Here is a 16,373-nt window from a genome sequence, read left to right on the forward strand (position 1 = left end):
GAAGTAATCCCATCTGCCGATCGGGGGCGGACAGGACCAGCACACCGGAGCCACCGCCATGCCCCCGTTCGTCCACCTGCATGTGGCGTCCGGGTTTTCGCTGCGCTACGGCGCCTCGCATCCCGAACGCCTCGTCGAGCGCGCCGCCGCGCGCGGCATGGACACCCTCGCGCTGACCGACCGCGACACCGTCAGCGGTTTTGTACGGTTCGCGAAGGCCTGTACGGACCACGGCGTACGGCCGGTCTTCGGCGTGGACGTCGCCGTCGATTCGGTCCTGCCCACGGCCCGTGCGCAGCGGCAGCCCGCGCCGGTCCGGGGCGGGGCCCACGTCGTCGAGCCGCCGCTGCGGGTGGTCCTGCTGGCCCGGGACAAGGCGGGGTGGGCGGCCCTGTGCCGCCTGGTCTCCGACGCGCACGCTTCCGCCGCGGGCGCACCGGTCGTGACCTGGGCGATGCTGCGCGCCCGTTTGAACAACAAGTTGGTGGCACTGCTCGGCCCCGCCTCCGAACCCGTCCGCGCGCTGACCGCCGGACGCCCCGACGTCGCCGGACGCCTCCTGCGCCCCTGGCACGACCTGTTCGGCGACAATCTCCGCCTCGAGGCGGTCTGGCACGGGCTCCAGGGCCTGGAGCCCGGTTCGCTGCGCCTTGCGGTCCGTACCGTGCAGCTCGCCGACCAGTTCGCCATCCCCGCCGTGCTGACCGGTGCCGTCCGCTACGCCGACGCCGGGCAGCACAAGGTGGCCGACGTCCTCGACGCCGCCCGGCTGCTGCGGCCGGTCGACCACCGAAGGCTCGACCCCGGTGAGCGCTGGCTCAAGACCCCCGCCCTCATGCACCAGGCCGCCGAGCGCATCGCCCACGCCGCCGGCGAAGGCCCCGGGCGGGCGCTGCGGCTGATCGAGGACACCGTACAAACGGCCCGGGACTGCACCCTGGACCCCGTCGCCGACCTCGGCCTGGGGCAGGCCCACTTCCCCGAACCGCAGACCGTCGGCGTCAGGGACGGGGACGCCGCGCGGGCCCTGCGCGAACGCGCGCAGGCCGGACTCGTACGCCGTGGTCTGGACGGTTCACAACCCGCGCGGCAACGCCTGGCCGACGAGCTGGCCGTCATCGGACGGCTCGGCTACGACACCTACTTCCTCACCGTCTCCCAGGTTGTCGACGACATCCGGGAGATGGGCATCAGAGTCGCGGCACGGGGCTCGGGCGCGGGCTCCCTGGTCAACCACGCGCTCGGGATCGCCACCGCCAACCCGCTGGACCACGGGCTGGTGTTCGAACGCTTCCTGTCGCTGCGCCGTACGTCCCTGCCCGATATCGACATCGATGTGGAGTCCGCCCGCCGTCTGGACGTCTACCGGCGCATCTTCGAACGCTTCGGCCACGAGCGGGTCGCGGTCACCGCGATGCCTGAGACCTACCGGGCCCGGCACGCCCTGCGGGACACCGGCCTGGCCCTGGGCCTCGCGCCGGACGACATCGGGAAGGTCGCCAAGTCCTTCCCGCACATCCGGGCGGCCAACATCAGCTCCGCGCTGCGGGAGCTGCCGGAGCTGCGTCCGCTGGCCGCGCGGGCGGATTCGTACGGCCTGCTGTGGGAGCTCGCCGAAGCGCTCGACGGGCTGCCGCGCGGGATCGCGATGCACCCCTGCGGCGTGATCATCACCGACGGTTCACTCCTGGACCGGCTTCCGGTCATGCCGACGGCCGCCGGCGGCTTCCCGATGGTGCAGGCCGACAAGCACGACGTCGAGGACCTCGGGCTGATCAAACTCGATGTGCTGGGGGTGCGGATGCAGTCGGCGATGGCGCACGCCGTGGCCGAGATAACCAGGACGACGGGCGTACGGATCGACCTGGACGACGGCGGCCAGGTGCCGCTGGCCGACCCGGCCGCGTTCGCCCTGCTCCAGGCCTCGGACACCGTCGGCTGCTTCCAACTGGAGTCACCCGGCCAGCAGGACCTCCTGGCCCGGCTGCAGCCCGAGTCCGTACAGGACGTGATCGCCGACATCTCCCTGTTCCGGCCGGGCCCGGTCAAGGGCGGCATGCCCGAGCAGTACGTCGCCGCCCGGCACGGCCGCGCGCCCGCCGTCCTGCACCCCGACCTGGAGCCGGTGCTGCGCGACACCCGCGGCGTGCTGATCTTCCATGAGCAGATCATCGGTGTCTTCGCGGTGCTGACCGGCTGCGACCGGGCCCTCGCGGAAGAAGCCCGGCGGGCCCTGGCCGACAAGGAACGTCAGGACCGCGTACGGGGGTGGTTCTTCGACCAGGCCGCCGTACGGGGCTACTCCCGCGCGGTGCTCGACAGCGTCTGGGAGGTGGTCTCGGCGTTCGGGGCGTACGGCTTCGCGCGGGCCCACGCGGTGGCGTTCGCCGTGCCAGCGCTGCAGAGCACGTGGCTCAAGGCCCACCACCCCGCGGCCCTGTACGCCGGGCTCCTGGAGCACGACCCGGGCATGTGGCCGTCCCGGGTGATCGTCGCCGACGCCCGCCGCCACGGCGTCCCCGTGCTGCCCGTGGACGTCAACCACTCCCGCACCGACCACCGGGTCGAACAGGCCGACGACGGGACCTGGGGCGTACGGCTGGCCCTGTCCGCGGTGCGCGGCATCACCGCCGAGGAGACCGCGCGGCTGGTCGCCGGGCAGCCGTACGCCTCACTCCAGGACTGGTGGACCCGGGCCCGCCCCGCCCTGCCGGTCGCCGAACACCTGGTGGCCATCGGCGCGCTCGACGCCCTGCGCGGCCCGCTGACCCGCCGGGACCTGTTGCTGCAGACCGCCGAGCTGCACCGGCAGCACCGCGGCCGCCCCGTCCACGGCGGCCAGCTCTCCCTCGACACGGGAGCCGACGCCGGCACGGCCAGCGGGCTGCCCGAGATGACCGGTCAGGAGGCGCTGGGCGCGGAGATCCAGGCACTGGGCATCGACGTGTCCGAGCACCTGATGGAGCGCCACCACACGGTGCTGCGCGAACTCGGCGCCACCGACGCCCGGCACCTGGCCAGTCTGGCGCACGGGCGCAGCGTGCTGGTCGCGGGCGTCCGCGCGTCCACCCAGACCCCGCCGATCGCCAGCGGCAAACGCATCATCTTCGTGACACTGGACGACGGTTCCGGCCTGGTCGACCTGGCGTTCTTCGAGGACTCGCACGCGGCGTGCGCGCACACGGTGTTCCACTCCGGTCTGCTGCTGGTGCGCGGCACCGTGCAGCGGCGCGGGCCGCGGGCGACGGTGACCGGGACGATGTGCTGGGACCTGGAGGTGCTGGCCGCGGCGCGGCGGGACGCGGGCGTTGACGCGGTGCACCGGCTGCTCGCGGGCCCCGTACCGCAGGGGCCCGGGGCCGGGGACACACCGGTGGTGGGCGGTTCGCCCACCGGAGCTGAAACGCCCGACGCTGTTTCCGGCCCGCGCCTGGCCGAAGGTGAAACGCCCGACGCTGTTTCCGGCCCGCGCCTGGTCATCCCCATGCCCAACGGCGCCGTCCTGCACCGCTGGGCCGACCTCCAGCCGGCCGGGACGCGCTCCGCGGACCTGACCGCACTCGGCTACACCAGCCCCGGAAGTGCGGGGTGACCACCATGACCGGGCGGCACATCCTGCACGTCCGCTTCTCCCCCGGCTTCTCCCCCGGCTTCTCCCCCGGCTTCTCCCCCGGCTTCTCCCCCGGCTTCTCCCCCGGCTTCTCCCCCGACCTCCAGCCGGAGGTCTACCCCCTGCTGCTCGAACTCCTGCACGACATCACCCCGCTGGTGCAGGCCCTGCCGCCGGACGCCGCCGACCTGGACGTCACCGGAGCGCTGGCCTACTTCGGCCGCACTCCGTACGAACTCGCCCAGCTGCTGCGCCTGCGGGTGCTGGCCCTGTACGGGGTCAACACCACCGTGGGTATCGCCGGCAACCGCATGCTCGCCGCCATGGCGGCCCTCGGCACCGCGCCCGGGGGCATCGCCCGGGTAACTGACGATCCGTACGACGTCATGGTCTTTCTCCGGCCCCGACCCGTCGCCGGACTCTTCGGCGTCGGCCCGGCCACCGCGAAGACGCTGCAGCGGCACGGCCTCCAGACGATCGGCCAGCTCGCGGACACCCCGCTGCCCACCGTGCAGCGCCTGCTCGGCGCGACGGCCGGGCGCCGGATCAGCCAGTATGCGACGGGCTGTGATCCCCGCCCGGTGGTGCCGCACGCACCGGCGCAGTCCTGCGGCGCGGAACGGCGGTTCGCGCAGGACACCCTCGACCCCGCCCAGCACCACCGCGCGCTGCTGTCCCTGGCGGAGGAGCTCGGACTGCGCCTGCGGACGCAGGACCAGGCCGCGCGCTCACTGGTCCTGACGGTCCGTTACGCCGACCGTTCGACGACCACCCGGAGCCGGACGCTGCCGGAACCCAGCTGCCACACGCCGGTGCTGGTCCGGGCGGTGAGCGGGCTGTACGACCGGCTCGGCCTGCAACGGGCCAGGGTGCGGGCGGTGTCGCTGCGCGCCGAGGACCTGCTGTCGGCGGCGGACGCGCCGGTGCAGATCTCCCTGGACAGCCACGCGGAACGGGCCAGGCGCCTGGAAGTGGCGACGGACAAGGCGGTGGCGCGGTTCGGGAGCGCGGGTGCGGTACGACCGGCGGTGCTGGTGGCGTAGGCGGACGGCCGTTTCTTGATCAGGTTCCCTCCGGACGCACCCGTCGGCCGGACCAGCCAGCTCAACGGGTGGCCGTGACCAGGACCGCGGTGAAGGGAACCGTCGCCGTGCCGTCGGGTCCGGTGCGCGCCGCCAGTGCCTTGCAGATCAGGTGGCCCGCCAGGGCGATGCCGCCGGGGTGGGTGGCGGCGATCGCCTGACCCCAGGGCAGTGCGGACAGGAAAGCCGGGGCGAAGTCCGCCAGCCGGGGCAACCGGACCCCGGCGGTGACTTCACCGACGGTCACCTCACGCAGCCCGGCGGCGCGGAATGCCCCGGACAGGCGCTCCGCGGTGCAGGCGAAGGCGGCGGCGTTGGAATCGGAAACGGCGGGGCCCGCGACGGCGTCGATGGCGTGGTACTGCGCCTCGAGGTACGGGGAGCGGCTGAACGGCGCCCAGGTGGTCGCGGCGATCCGGCCGCCGGGGCGGGTCACCCTGGCCGCTTCGGCGACCGCCGCGTCCAGGTCGGGGAAGAACTGCATGCCCTGCTGGCAGACGACCGCATCGAAAGACGCTGTCGCGTACGGGAGTTCATCAGCGGCGGCGGTCTGCCACCCGATGGGGGGCTGTTCCGTCAGCGGGTAGGCCGCCGCGGCGGCGGCGAGCATACCGGGGTTGCTGTCCGCACCCGAGACCCGGCCGGCGGGCCCGACGCGGACGGCTGCGGCGCGGGTTGCGAAGCCGGTGCCGCACGCGATGTCGAGCAGCGCGTCGCCGGGGTGCAACTGGACAGCGTCCAAGACCGCCTCGACGAAGGGAGCCATGACAGGTGCGACGTACTGCTCGTACCGCGCGGGGGCGTTTCCCATGAGGTCGAAGCCTGATTTTCCGGTCATGCGTCAACGGTAATCGCGTTGCCCGGCTGCGGGGCGGGGAAAGTGCGCGGATCCCCGCCCACCAGGTTCAAACCTGAGCCGGCCCCGGCCCGCCGGTCTTATGGCGCTGGTAGGAGCGGGCGACCCGGACCCGGTTTCCGCACAGCGCCGGTGAGCACCAGCGCCGACGGGGGTTGAGGGGCAGGAACAGCAGCTGGCACCCCGGCCCCTCGCATCGGCTGGACCGCACGGATCGACGGACCGGTGAGCAGGTCGGTGGCGGCATCGGCGAGTTCGGCCGGGAGGGTGCGGGTGGGGTCTGTGCCGCGCGGTGCCCAGGCCCTGCTGGAGGCACTGACCGACGTCCCGCGGCTGGTCTTCCTCGGCGGCGGCGGAAGCCTGGAGTACGCCCCGGGCCGGCGGATCGTCGACTCCCCCGACTTCCCTCCGCAGTACCTGGAGACCGCCAGGGACCAGGGCGAAGCCCTGGAGATCCTGCGCACGGCCGACACCTCCGTCCGGTGGTCCTACGTCAGCCCGCCCCCGGTCCACCTGGTCCCCGGCGAGAAGACCGGGACCTACCGTGCCGAGGCGCGCGACACCCCGATCACCGACCAGAACGGGGAGAGCCGGATCAGTGTGGGCGACTACGCCTCCGCCGTCCTCGACGCGCTCGAAGACGGTTCCTTCGTCCACGAGCGGTTCACCGTCGGCTACTGATCGGCTGATCGGCCGGGGACGGGACGGGGTGAGGGCGCCGGGGACGGGGACGGGGCGAGACCGGCCCTGACTCCAGATTCCAGACTCCGCCTGCTTGCGCAGCACGCAAGCAGAGGGAACCTGATCACTTACCCGTCGGCCGGGCCCGCACGTGCAGCCGCTCACCCTGCGGCCCGAACAGGCTGAGGATCTCCACCGGCTCCGGGCCCGCGCTGAAGAAGACGTGCGGGGTACGGGTGTCGAACTCGGCCGCCTCCCCCGGTCCGAGGACAAGGTCGTGCTCACCCAGCACCAGCCGCAACCGGCCGGACAGGACGTACAGCCACTCGTAGCCCTCATGCGTCCGCTGCTCCAGCACACGGTCCCCCACCGGCTCGCCAGGGATGACCAACTTGTACGCAGACAGCCCCGTGAGATTGCGCGTCAGCGGCACAAAGGTCCTGCCGTTCCTGCTGAACGGCTGCGCGTGGACCCGCGGATCGCCGGTCGGCGGTGCGCCCACCAATTCGTCCAACTGCACGCCGTACGCCTTGGCCAGGGGGAACAGCAGCTCCAGCGTGGGCTTGCGCTGCCCGGACTCCAGGCGGGAAAGGGTGCTCAAGGAGACCCCCGTCGTCTCGCTCAGCTGCGCCAGGGTGATGCCGCGGTCACTGCGCAGCGCCCGCAGGCGCGGGCCCACGGCGGTCAGCACGGTCGTGAAGTCAGTGTCAGCCATTCACTTATTTGCTGTACCGGCAACAAAGTTTGTCAAGTTGCAGGGTGCGGGCGGACCATCTCCTCAGAAGGAAGTACTCCACGTGACCCCGAAGCACAGGTGAGGACACACCCATGACCGACGACACCGCCACGAACAAAGAGTTCTGGGACGCCCGCTACAGCGAGAGCGACAAGATCTGGAGCGGCAACCCCAACGTCATCCTGGTCCGGGAGGTCACCGGGCTGAAGCCCGGCCGGGCCCTGGACCTGGGCTGCGGCGAAGGAGCCGACGCGATCTGGCTCGCGCAGCAAGGCTGGCGGGTCACCGCCACCGACATCTCCCGCGTCGCCCTCGACAGGGCGGCCAAGCACGCGGCGCAGGCCAAAGTCGTCGACAGCGTCGACTGGCAGCGGCACGACCTCGGAGAGACCTTCCCCACCGGGCCCTTCGACCTCGTCTCCGCCCAGTTCCTGCACTCCCGCGCCGAGCTGCCACGCGAGGAGATCCTGCGGGCCGCCGCCGCGGCCGTCGCCCCCGGCGGTGTGCTCCTGATCGTCGGGCATGCGGGATTCCCCGCCTGGGAGCAGAACCCGCACCACCAGACGCACTTCCCCACCCCGGACGAAGTCCTCGACTCGCTCAACCTCCCGGACGGGCAGTGGGAGGTGCTGCTCAGCGACGAACACGAGCGGATCCAGAACGGGCCCGACGGGGAGCCGACGACCCGCACGGACAACGTGCTGAAGGTACGGCGGCTGAGCAACTGAGCCTGCCGTGCGCACGGTCCGCACCCTGACCCCCACGGCCGGGTCGCCGGCGGTCAGCGGTGCGGGGCGGCGACAGCGGGGGAAGGGCTGCCTTACGCATGGCCGAAGCCAGCGCCGCGCTGAGCCCGAACACCTGCTCGCCGCGCGCTGATCCGGCGGTCAGCAGGGCAAGGGCCTCGTCGTGGTTCAGTCCGGTGAGCTCGGTCCGGAAACCGGGCAACAACGCGAAACCGCCGTGCCGGCCGCGTTCGGCGTAGACCGGGACGCCGGCCACGGAGAGCGCCTCGATGTCGCGCAGCACGGTGCGGGTGGACACCCCCAGCTCGCGGGCCAGCGTGTCCGCGGTCAGCCGGCCGCGCTGGCGCAGCAGTAGCACCAGCGAGACCAGCCGGTCGGCGCCCCCGCTACAGCGCGATCCGGTGCACAATCCGGTTCCGGTCCGACGGCAGCACCAGCTTCGCCGTCTCCACCGCCAACTCCCCCGCGTAGTGGGTGCGTTCAATCACCAGAACCGGTAGCGCCGAGGCCATCCGCAGCGTGACGGACTCATCCGCGGTGGGTACCCGTGCGGAGACCTCCTCCTCAACATGCGTCACCCGTATGCCGATCTCAGCCATCCGCGCGACGACGCCCCGCCCGGCCAGCGGGCCGCGTTCCGGCAGGAGCACGGGAGTGTCCGCGGTGATGGACAGCGGCTCCCACGACGTGGAGAGCTGCACCGGCTGGTCGTCGGCACGGAAGATGTACGTCGTGCGTGTGCAGGGCGCCCCGGGCTCAACACCCAGCCGGACGGCGACTTCTGACGGGGCGCTGACCTTGTGCGAGGTGAAGTCCCAGTCCGGGACGGCGCCGGCGGCCACCGCGCCGGAGGCGAAGGGCGAGTCGGGCTGCCGGTACCGCGCGTCGGTCAGCCGGCGGATCGCCCCGCGGAGCCGGACGTACGCGCCCGCACCCGGGCGGGTGTCGATGAGCCCTTCGGCTTTCAGCAGGTCGACGGCCTGGGCGGCGAGCACCGGGGAGACTTCGTACCGTTGGGCGATCTGCGCGCGGGAGGGCACAACCGCACCCGGCGCGAGGGTGCCGCCCAGGATCTGGCGGCGTAGATCGGCGGCGACTTTCTGGTACCCGTGTTCGCGTGCGGCCACCGGCTGTCCTCCTCCTGAGGGAACGTCGACTGAGCCGACGTCGACTGACATTGTGCCCGTACGACTTGACGAGCTGTATTATCAGATTCAAGCTGCATTGTTAGCTAATACTCTGCGTTGTCACTCATGGCACACCAGCAGGCACTGCTTCGGGCGCGCACCCAGGAACTCAGGGGGCTACCGTCCATGGCCAGCACCACCACGCGCACGTTTCCCGGTCTGCTCGACAGTGTCCCCGCCGCGCGCCTGTTCATCCGTACGATCCTCGCTGGACACGCGCTCGCCGACGACACGGAGATCGTCTTGCGCGAACTCGCCACGAACGCCCTCCGCCACACCCCGTCAGGAACCGGCGGCCTAGGCCTCGTCAGAATCCTGCCGGGGACTGATGATCGGGACCGCGCTGACCCGGGCGCGGGGTGACGGAGGACCGCCGTCCGGACTCCACCGGGTCTGGGCCGACCTCCAGGACGCCACCTGACATCAAGCTTGGACTGCGCCCCGCGCGGTGAGTTTCCGGTCGGCGGCGAGCATCCCGGCGGCCAGCGCGAGGAACAGCACCACCACAACGAGGCAGTTCGCAGCCACCCGCAGGTAACCCAGGCCGTGGGCGTCCATGAACGGGTACGCGTACCAGGTGATCGCGGCCCCCCGGATCAGCGCGAAGACGAGCCAGAGCAACGGAAAAACCAGCGTCCACACGGCAGTTCGCCATGTCGTATAACCACGTGGCCCGAACAGCAGCCAGCCCACGACGCACAATACCGGAGAGGCTGTGTGCAGCAGGAAGTCGGCGAACTTCGCCTTGCCGGTGAGGTCTTGCAACCCGGACAGTGCGATGTGGAAGACAAGGAACGTCACGGTGATTCCGAGGACGCCCATCAGGCGCAGCACCCGGAAGACGGTGGAACTGCGGTCCAGCCGGAGTGCCAGGAGACCGCAGGTCACGGCGACAAGCACGTTCGACTGCACGGTGAAGTAGCAGAAGACGTTCACGACGCGGCTGAACGTCGTGTGGAACACGGTGCCCTGCAATCCCGCGCTGACGATGACCTGCACGATCAAGCCGACGGTCACCACGAGTGCGGTGAAGCCGAACCAGATCCGCGCGAAGCGCCGCCGTGACATGCCTTGAATGTAGTTGATCAAGCCGGTCCAGCCGGAGCGCCGCGCCTCCCGCTCGGCGACCATGACGAGGTGCCCCCGGGCTGGGGACTTCGTTGTGGGTCCATGGAAAGAGGGCCCCGGTGCACGCCAGGGCCCTCCGTGTGCTGCCCGGCGTGAACCAGGCGGTGAACTCTACAACTCGGAGCCGCCCCGCCCGCGACTCCGCGTCACCCGTCCGGGGAACAGCCCGTCGAGGGCGGCGCCCAACGCGGCTCAGCCGTTGCGCCGCCGCGTCCGGAGAACCGTCAGACCCAGCACGAGCGACCCCCCGGCAGCGGAGAGCAGGATCCACGTGGCGACCGCCAGGCCGGATTCGGCGAGTTTCGACGAGCCACGCGCCCCGGGGCGCGGCGGAACGACCTTGCCGCCACCCGGGTGAGTCGGTTCAGGTTTGGGCCCCGGACCGGGGCTGGGCGGGACCACCGGCGGAACGACCGGTGGAACGACCGGCGGCACAATCGGATCGACCGGCGGAACAATCGGCGGCACAATCGGATCGACCGGCTTGAACGTGTTCGTCACCGTCACGGTTTCCCGGTATCCGACCCGGACCATGCCGTCGCCCGGCACTCCGTCCGTGTCCTCGAGCTGTACGACGGCACCCGGCGGCGGGTCCACCTCACGAACCGTGCAGACCGCGCCGACCGGCACCACGATCGTCCGGCTCGCACCGGCCTTGAGCTCGAAAGCCCGGTCTACATCGGCCAGTTCGACGGGAGTATCCTTACCGGTGGCATCGACGGTCACGCACCCGACCGCAAATTTGTAAGTACCGCCACCGGTCCCCACCACCTTCTTCGTCACCGTGAGCCGGCCACTGTCGAAGGTGTTCTTCGCCGTAATGCTGACTGCGGGCACCGCAGTGGTGACGATCACCGCACCGCCGTGATAGCCGTGGTCGACCGCCACGGTGTCCGCTCCTCCGTTGTCCGTCTCCTCCGCCCAGCACCGCGCGCCGATCGGCAGCGCCGTCGGGATGTTCAGCGTCTCCCCGGCCTTGATGCTGTAGCGCTGCCGGACCACGAACGCCACCAGGGCGCCGCCTGACTGTGCTTCACCCTCCCGGACGCACGTCACCCGGAAGGTGAAGTCCTTGGCGCGCACCTCCGGGTCGTTGGCCGCCGCGCCGTCGACGATCTTGCGCAGCGACAGCGACCCGACGGAGAACGTGTTGGTGAAGTCCGCGATCACCGTGTCGGTCTTCCCTGCCTCGATGGTCACCGGGCCCACCGGCGGCGGTGGCGCGTCGGCCCCGCCGGTCTCCACCTCGCTGACCGTGCACGCCGCACCGGCCGGAAGGCCGCCCACAACCCCTTCCAGAGTCGGCGCGCGCAGGTCGAAGGTCCGTACGACCACGTCCTTGCGCCCGTTGAAGTCGCACGCGACGCGGAACCGGAACGTACGGTCGGCGAATTTCGCGCCCGGGCCCCTGATCTTCTTGACGACCTTCAGACCACCGGTCTGGAAGTCGTTGGTCACCGTCACCCCGACCCGCTTGCCCAGCACGGAATCAACAACCGCGGAATACAGCGAGGACGAATTTTTCACAGTGATGTCCTTGCTCGTCGCCCCGCCCGCGTCCGGCTCGGTCACGGTGCAGACGGTCCCCTTCGGGAGACCGTCGAGCGACTGCCCGCCGGGTCCTTCGAAGCGCAGATCCTTCGGGTATCCGACGATGGGCGCGCCGTTGAACGTGCAGGCCACGCGTACGGTGAACGGACCCGGACGGCCGACGTCAGCGGCGGGCCCGGTGACCACCTTGTCGATCGTGAGGGAAACCTGGGTGTACGTATTGGTGATGGTCCCGAACTCCCCCCTTTCGCTGGGACTGGCCGGGGTGATGGTCCGCACCAGCGCGTTCGCCTCACCGAGGTTGCTGCTCTGCGCTCCCTTGGAGTCTGTCTCCCACACCAGGCAGCGGGCCCCCGCGGGCACCCCGATGAGGGCCATCGGCGTGTACAGCGTCACCGTGGCCGTACCCTCGCGGACGATCTCAGGCGTACCGCCCTGCGGTGTCACCGTGCACCGGAAGGCCACCTCGTACGGGCCGAGCTCGACACCGGCCGGCGGATTGACTGCGGCCTTGTCGATCCGCAGGTTGCCGAACCGCATGCCGACACCGACCTTGGGCGGCTCGGTGACGGGCAGACTCTCAACCTTGCCGTTGCGATCGACGGTCTCGGACGCCGCGAACGAGTTCCAGGCGATCGACGGATCCCCCGGCACCCGCAGGTCCACCGGCGACGACATCGGCAGCCGGACGTAGACCTCCCCGGCCGGCGGCAGCAGCGGCGAGAAGTCGATCTTCATCTCCACCGCACTCGCGTCTTTCGTGAAAGCTGACGCCCAGTCACCGGGCGCACAGTCCCGGCGCGGCGTCGGAACGAGGTTGGAACACGGACTCGTCACCGTCGCGAACCTGTTCGTCAGAACACCGGGACCTTCCAGTACGGGCGGACCCGTCAGCAGCGGCCGCGGTCGCCACTCGGTACCGCGCTTCTGGTCACCGAGCAGCACTCCGGTGTCGCCCAGGTACGGCAGCACATCAAGAAGGCGGGCCTGCTTACCCGGATCCGTCCCGGTGTTCACCACCCGGATCAGGAACTCGAAGTTCTCCCCCGGCTGCACCAGAGCCGTGCACGGGTACTGCGTGTACGTATTCCCCCGGTACCGCAGGATCGGGCAACCGGGCGCGTTCAGCGCCACGTACTGACCGGTCACCGTGTTGTAGAAGGCCAGTGACGCGTTGCCGGTCACCCACTTCGAGTTCTCGAACGCCGACCCGGGCAGCGTCGTGACTTCAGCCCGCGACGTGCAGTAACGACCCTTGCCGAACGCCGGATCATCGACTGCCTCGCCGTCCCGCGACGAGTCCGCCACACACGTGACATCGGGCCTGGACTCCGAACTCACCCCGACCACGTTCTGCAGCACCGAGTTCCCGGGCACCCCGGGAGCCAGCTTCACCTGGTACTCGATAGTGACAACAGCACCGGGAAGCAACGTCCAACCCGGGAACTTCCACCCGAGTTTGACGATCCGTCCGTCCGCGTCCCGCACCGGCTCGTACACCGGATCCGGCGCCTTCGGAGTGCCCGCGGGGACGGTCGAGACCACCTTGAACGGCAGACCGCGATCGCCCGCGAAAGTCTCATCGAACCGCAGCCGGTCCGTGATCGGGTCAGCGACGACCAACGCCGGGACCGGTCCCGTACCCGAATTCTTGATCGTCAGGGTGAACGGCGCGACCTCCCCGGGCCCGATCCGCGAGTCGGGCGACTTGGAGACGGCCAGCTGCGCAGTGCCCTCCTTGATCTTCAGCGTGGCGGTGCTGTCCCCGAACGGGAAGACGGTGCCGGCCGGCTGGAGCCTGCTCTCTCCCCCGGCCGACGCGGTGTCCGCCAGTTCATCCGGGATGGGCGTCCCCGGCCTGGACCGCAGTTCGACACGCGGCGTGACCTTGAAGCAGACGGTCGCCGACGGGCAGGGACCGGAGGAGGGATGGTTGGCGCTTGGAAGGAGCCGGTGGTCGCCGTCGGCGTTGGTGAATGTAAAACGCAGACCGCGTACCCCTGCCGGGGTCACCCCCGCGGGCAGGCCCGGCCTATCGCGGCCACCGGCGGTGCCGTTGATCCACACCCCGGTCCCGCACGCCGTGGTGCACGCGTCCACCCGCACCCGGTCGGCCCCCGGCGGGAAGCTGACCCCGGCGATGGACTGGAAGTCGACCGCGTCGAAGAAGTCCGCGTCGAAGTCAGTGACGACCAGCTGCCGCAGGTTGAGGTTGCCGGTGTTGGCGGCGGCGATGTCCACTCTCACGCTCTGCGGCGGCACCCCGGTGATGGGCCGCGCGATCGTGGACGGCGACATGTTCTTGCGTACGGATCCGCCCGCGCGGGCCGGCTTGGTGGTGATCGCCCCGTCCCCGCAGTGCTGACCGCCGACCGGCCGGCCGGCCGACGTGATCTGCGCGCAGTTGGTGAACGCCACGTCGTCCGCGACACCGTCGCGCCGGCGCACCGTCAGCTCGACCATGATCCGGCCGTCGGGCGGCAGATCACCGTCGAGCCGGGCCCGGACGCCCTTGGCCCGCTCAAGCAGCGCGGCGTCCGCGGCGTTGTACGCCACCCAGTTGGCTGCTGTCGGGTCCCACACCTCCAGGATCACTGGAAGACCCGCGGGGGCCCGGTACTTGATGCTCAACGCAGTTAGCCGGACCGTGTTGAACGGGTTGCCCGCCGCGCGCGGATCGCTCGGGTCGGTGATGGCCGGCTGGCGCATCGGTGTGTTCCCCGCGTTGGCCAGGTCGAGGGTGAAGGTCACCGGCTGGTCCGGTGGAATCTCCTTCTGGCTCACCTGCTTCGACCCCCGGACGTCCTCGGTGGGCCGCTGCACCCGCAGGTCGTCACAGGCGAGCCCGCCGCCCGCGCCCGCGCCGTCGATCGGGCTGGTCGCGCCGACCGAAGCGCAGTTGGCGATCCCGTCACTGACGTCCGCGTCATCGGCCTTGTCGTTGAGCGTGCCGAGCACCCCCAGACCGGCGATCGCGTTCGGCACGATGGCACCGCCACCGGCCGCCTTGGTCCCCTGGAAGGTGACGGAGACACTCGCGGGCAGCACACCGCCCGGGCAGCCGGTGGAACCCAGGCTCTGCCGTACCGGCGGGGGCGCGAAGGTCCGCGGCGGCGGCTTGCTGCCGTCCCGGCACACGACTGTCACAGTCCCTGAGGTCGCCCCCTGCGGGAATTCGATGCCCATTTTCGCGGCGTCGACCTTGTCGAACTCGCTGCGGGCGGACGGCGAAGGCTCGGTGATCGTGAGCGTCGAGACCGCGAACGGGGAGGTGTTGCGCGCCGTGATCGACATCGACACGCGCGGCTTGGTCCCGATGACCGCCACACCGTCAGCGCTGAAGTCCCCGTCCTTGTCGGAGAAGAAGGACTTCGTGCCCCGCACGGACGCGATGTGCGGCAGGACGTCGAACGTGGCACAAGCCGGTTCGCCGGACAGATCCCCCGCGCCGGGGTCCCGCGCAGCGGGCACCGCGCAGTTCTCCACCTTCTCCCGGGCACTCGGGGAGTACGGCTTGCCGGTCGTCCGGATCGTGTCGCGCAGCTTGAGCCCGAGGTCTACCTCACCGCCGGTCGGGTCGTACGGCAGCGGGCTGCCGTCAGCGGCGGAGAACACGAAGTACACCCCGGTCACAGACCCGATGGCGACTCCCGGCGGGGGGTTGATCCCGGGCCCCGGGCTGGGTGGCCCGGGGATGAGCTCGGCCGCCGAGCACACAGACCCCGGCGGCTTGGTGCAGACCAGGACACGTACCCGGTCGGCCCCTTTGGGGAACCGCTTCACCGGACCGACGGACGTGACATCAAAATGCTCGAACGTCGCCGGCGTCGTATCCGACACCACCAGCTTGCCCACCGCGGCCGAGGTCGAGGAGCCGTTGCGCACGCCCAGGGTCACGGTGCTCACCGCGTCGGATTCGGCGACGGCGGAACTCTCCGTCCACTTCTTCGTCGCGGTGGGCCTGATCACCCGGGGAATCCGTACGGTCACATCCGCGCTGTCCGTCGCCGGAGCCGCGTTGTCGGCGTCGATGGTCGCGGTGTTGGTGAGTTTCGCCCCATCGGCGATCGTGGTCTCCTGCGGCAGCCGCATGCCGATCGCCAGGTTGCGACTGGCCCCGGCCGGCAGCCCGACCGCACCGGTGGGGGCCGGTGGGCTCGGCAGCGGCTCACGGAAGGCGATCGTGACCTTGCGGGTGGCTGGGTCGTAGGTGACCTTCCGCTGCGCGGTGGTCTGCGGGAGCGACGTGACGTCGAACCCGGCCGGCAGCACGTCCTCGATCACCGGGTTGACGCACGCCGTCGTCAACGACGAGCAGCTGGCGGTGAGTTCGTAGTTGAACGTGACGCCCGGCTCCAGGGGCATCGTCGCCCCGGAGACCCGCTTGCGGATGCCGACTTCTGCGTCGTCTGCGGTTTTCGCCGCGAGGGCCGCGGGCGCGACCGTAACGCTGGCGGCCACCACCGTCACGGCGAGGACGACCCGGATCAGACGACTCCACTGCATGCAGACTCCAGAAACCAGACGGCGGTTATCGCACAATCCCATTGGTCGGGTGATGTGCCGTGGAGTCAGCGCGTGTGCCGTACGGAGTTCACCCGGTCGGCAACGTCACGGGAGCCGTCAGGGGGCCGTTCGAGAGCCCTCTTGGAGTTCCTGCGAAATTTGCGCCAGCTGGCGCTTTTGTGATTCTGATGGGTGTGATCAAGATCGCAAGAGGCCCGTTAGCTTTCGAATCTGTCAACTAACCGATCGGATTGTTCACCCCCAGTGGCGGCCGGGGCCACGCGCCCGCC

General features: G+C 70.6%; 11 protein-coding genes and 1 pseudogene. 5 read left to right on the forward strand and 7 right to left on the reverse strand.

Annotated elements, in window-relative coordinates; genetic code table 11:
• Positions 1–58: 58 nt before the first annotated feature.
• On the forward strand, positions 59–3,592 hold the full coding sequence (locus AC0Z36_RS03740) for a DNA polymerase III subunit alpha (protein ID WP_485461203.1): 3,534 nt from the start codon (positions 59–61) through the stop codon (positions 3,590–3,592).
• A gap of 5 nt (positions 3,593–3,597) precedes the next feature.
• Positions 3,598–4,653 carry a DNA polymerase Y family protein gene (locus tag AC0Z36_RS03745; protein WP_485461322.1) on the forward strand — a complete coding sequence of 352 codons (1,056 nt, stop codon included), beginning with the start codon at positions 3,598–3,600 and terminating at the stop codon, positions 4,651–4,653.
• Positions 4,654–4,714: 61 nt separating this feature from the next.
• Here the strand turns inward: AC0Z36_RS03745 and AC0Z36_RS03750 are convergent, their stop codons facing one another.
• Positions 4,715–5,530 (reverse strand): class I SAM-dependent methyltransferase, encoded by an 816-nt coding sequence (locus tag AC0Z36_RS03750; RefSeq protein ID WP_485461204.1) that lies wholly within the window; start codon positions 5,528–5,530, stop codon positions 4,715–4,717.
• 67 nt (positions 5,531–5,597) lie between these two features.
• A complete protein-coding gene (locus tag AC0Z36_RS03755) occupies positions 5,598–5,795 on the reverse strand; it encodes a CGNR zinc finger domain-containing protein (RefSeq protein ID WP_485461205.1) in 198 nt (65 codons plus the stop codon).
• Between the two features lie 26 nt (positions 5,796–5,821).
• Between AC0Z36_RS03755 and AC0Z36_RS03760 the strand changes: the two genes are divergently transcribed.
• Positions 5,822–6,229, forward strand: coding sequence for an NAD(P)-dependent oxidoreductase (locus tag AC0Z36_RS03760; RefSeq protein WP_485461206.1), 408 nt, complete (start codon positions 5,822–5,824; stop codon positions 6,227–6,229).
• Between the two features lie 124 nt (positions 6,230–6,353).
• Here the strand turns inward: AC0Z36_RS03760 and AC0Z36_RS03765 are convergent, their stop codons facing one another.
• On the reverse strand, positions 6,354–6,944 hold the full coding sequence (locus AC0Z36_RS03765) for a helix-turn-helix domain-containing protein (RefSeq protein ID WP_485461207.1): 591 nt from the start codon (positions 6,942–6,944) through the stop codon (positions 6,354–6,356).
• A 113-nt stretch (positions 6,945–7,057) separates the two neighbouring features.
• Between AC0Z36_RS03765 and AC0Z36_RS03770 the strand changes: the two genes are divergently transcribed.
• Entirely contained in the window at positions 7,058–7,693 is a 636-nt protein-coding gene (locus AC0Z36_RS03770; RefSeq protein WP_485461208.1) for a class I SAM-dependent methyltransferase, read from the forward strand.
• Positions 7,694–7,772: 79 nt separating this feature from the next.
• Here the strand turns inward: AC0Z36_RS03770 and AC0Z36_RS03775 are convergent.
• Both AC0Z36_RS03775 and AC0Z36_RS03780 read right to left on the reverse strand, forming a co-directional pair.
• Positions 7,773–8,120, reverse strand: a pseudogene (locus AC0Z36_RS03775) (helix-turn-helix transcriptional regulator); the annotation flags it as partial.
• Positions 8,098–8,838 carry a GntR family transcriptional regulator gene (locus AC0Z36_RS03780; RefSeq protein WP_485461209.1) on the reverse strand — a complete coding sequence of 247 codons (741 nt, stop codon included), beginning with the start codon at positions 8,836–8,838 and terminating at the stop codon, positions 8,098–8,100. The pseudogene AC0Z36_RS03775 and the gene AC0Z36_RS03780, both read right to left, overlap by 23 nt.
• A gap of 186 nt (positions 8,839–9,024) precedes the next feature.
• On the opposite strand from AC0Z36_RS03780, the gene AC0Z36_RS03785 reads away from it, so the two are divergent.
• On the forward strand, positions 9,025–9,261 hold the full coding sequence (locus AC0Z36_RS03785; RefSeq protein ID WP_485461210.1) for a hypothetical protein: 237 nt from the start codon (positions 9,025–9,027) through the stop codon (positions 9,259–9,261).
• 60 nt (positions 9,262–9,321) lie between these two features.
• Here AC0Z36_RS03785 and AC0Z36_RS03790 read toward each other — a convergent pair whose 3' ends face one another.
• Both AC0Z36_RS03790 and AC0Z36_RS03795 read right to left on the reverse strand, forming a co-directional pair.
• Positions 9,322–9,966 (reverse strand): Pr6Pr family membrane protein, encoded by a 645-nt coding sequence (locus AC0Z36_RS03790; protein ID WP_485461211.1) that lies wholly within the window; start codon positions 9,964–9,966, stop codon positions 9,322–9,324.
• A 252-nt stretch (positions 9,967–10,218) separates the two neighbouring features.
• Positions 10,219–16,083, reverse strand: coding sequence for a DUF5979 domain-containing protein (locus AC0Z36_RS03795; protein ID WP_485461212.1), 5,865 nt, complete (start codon positions 16,081–16,083; stop codon positions 10,219–10,221).
• Between the last annotated feature and the right edge of the window lie 290 nt (positions 16,084–16,373).

It is taken from the genome of Kitasatospora sp. UYEF31, assembly GCF_057291755.1.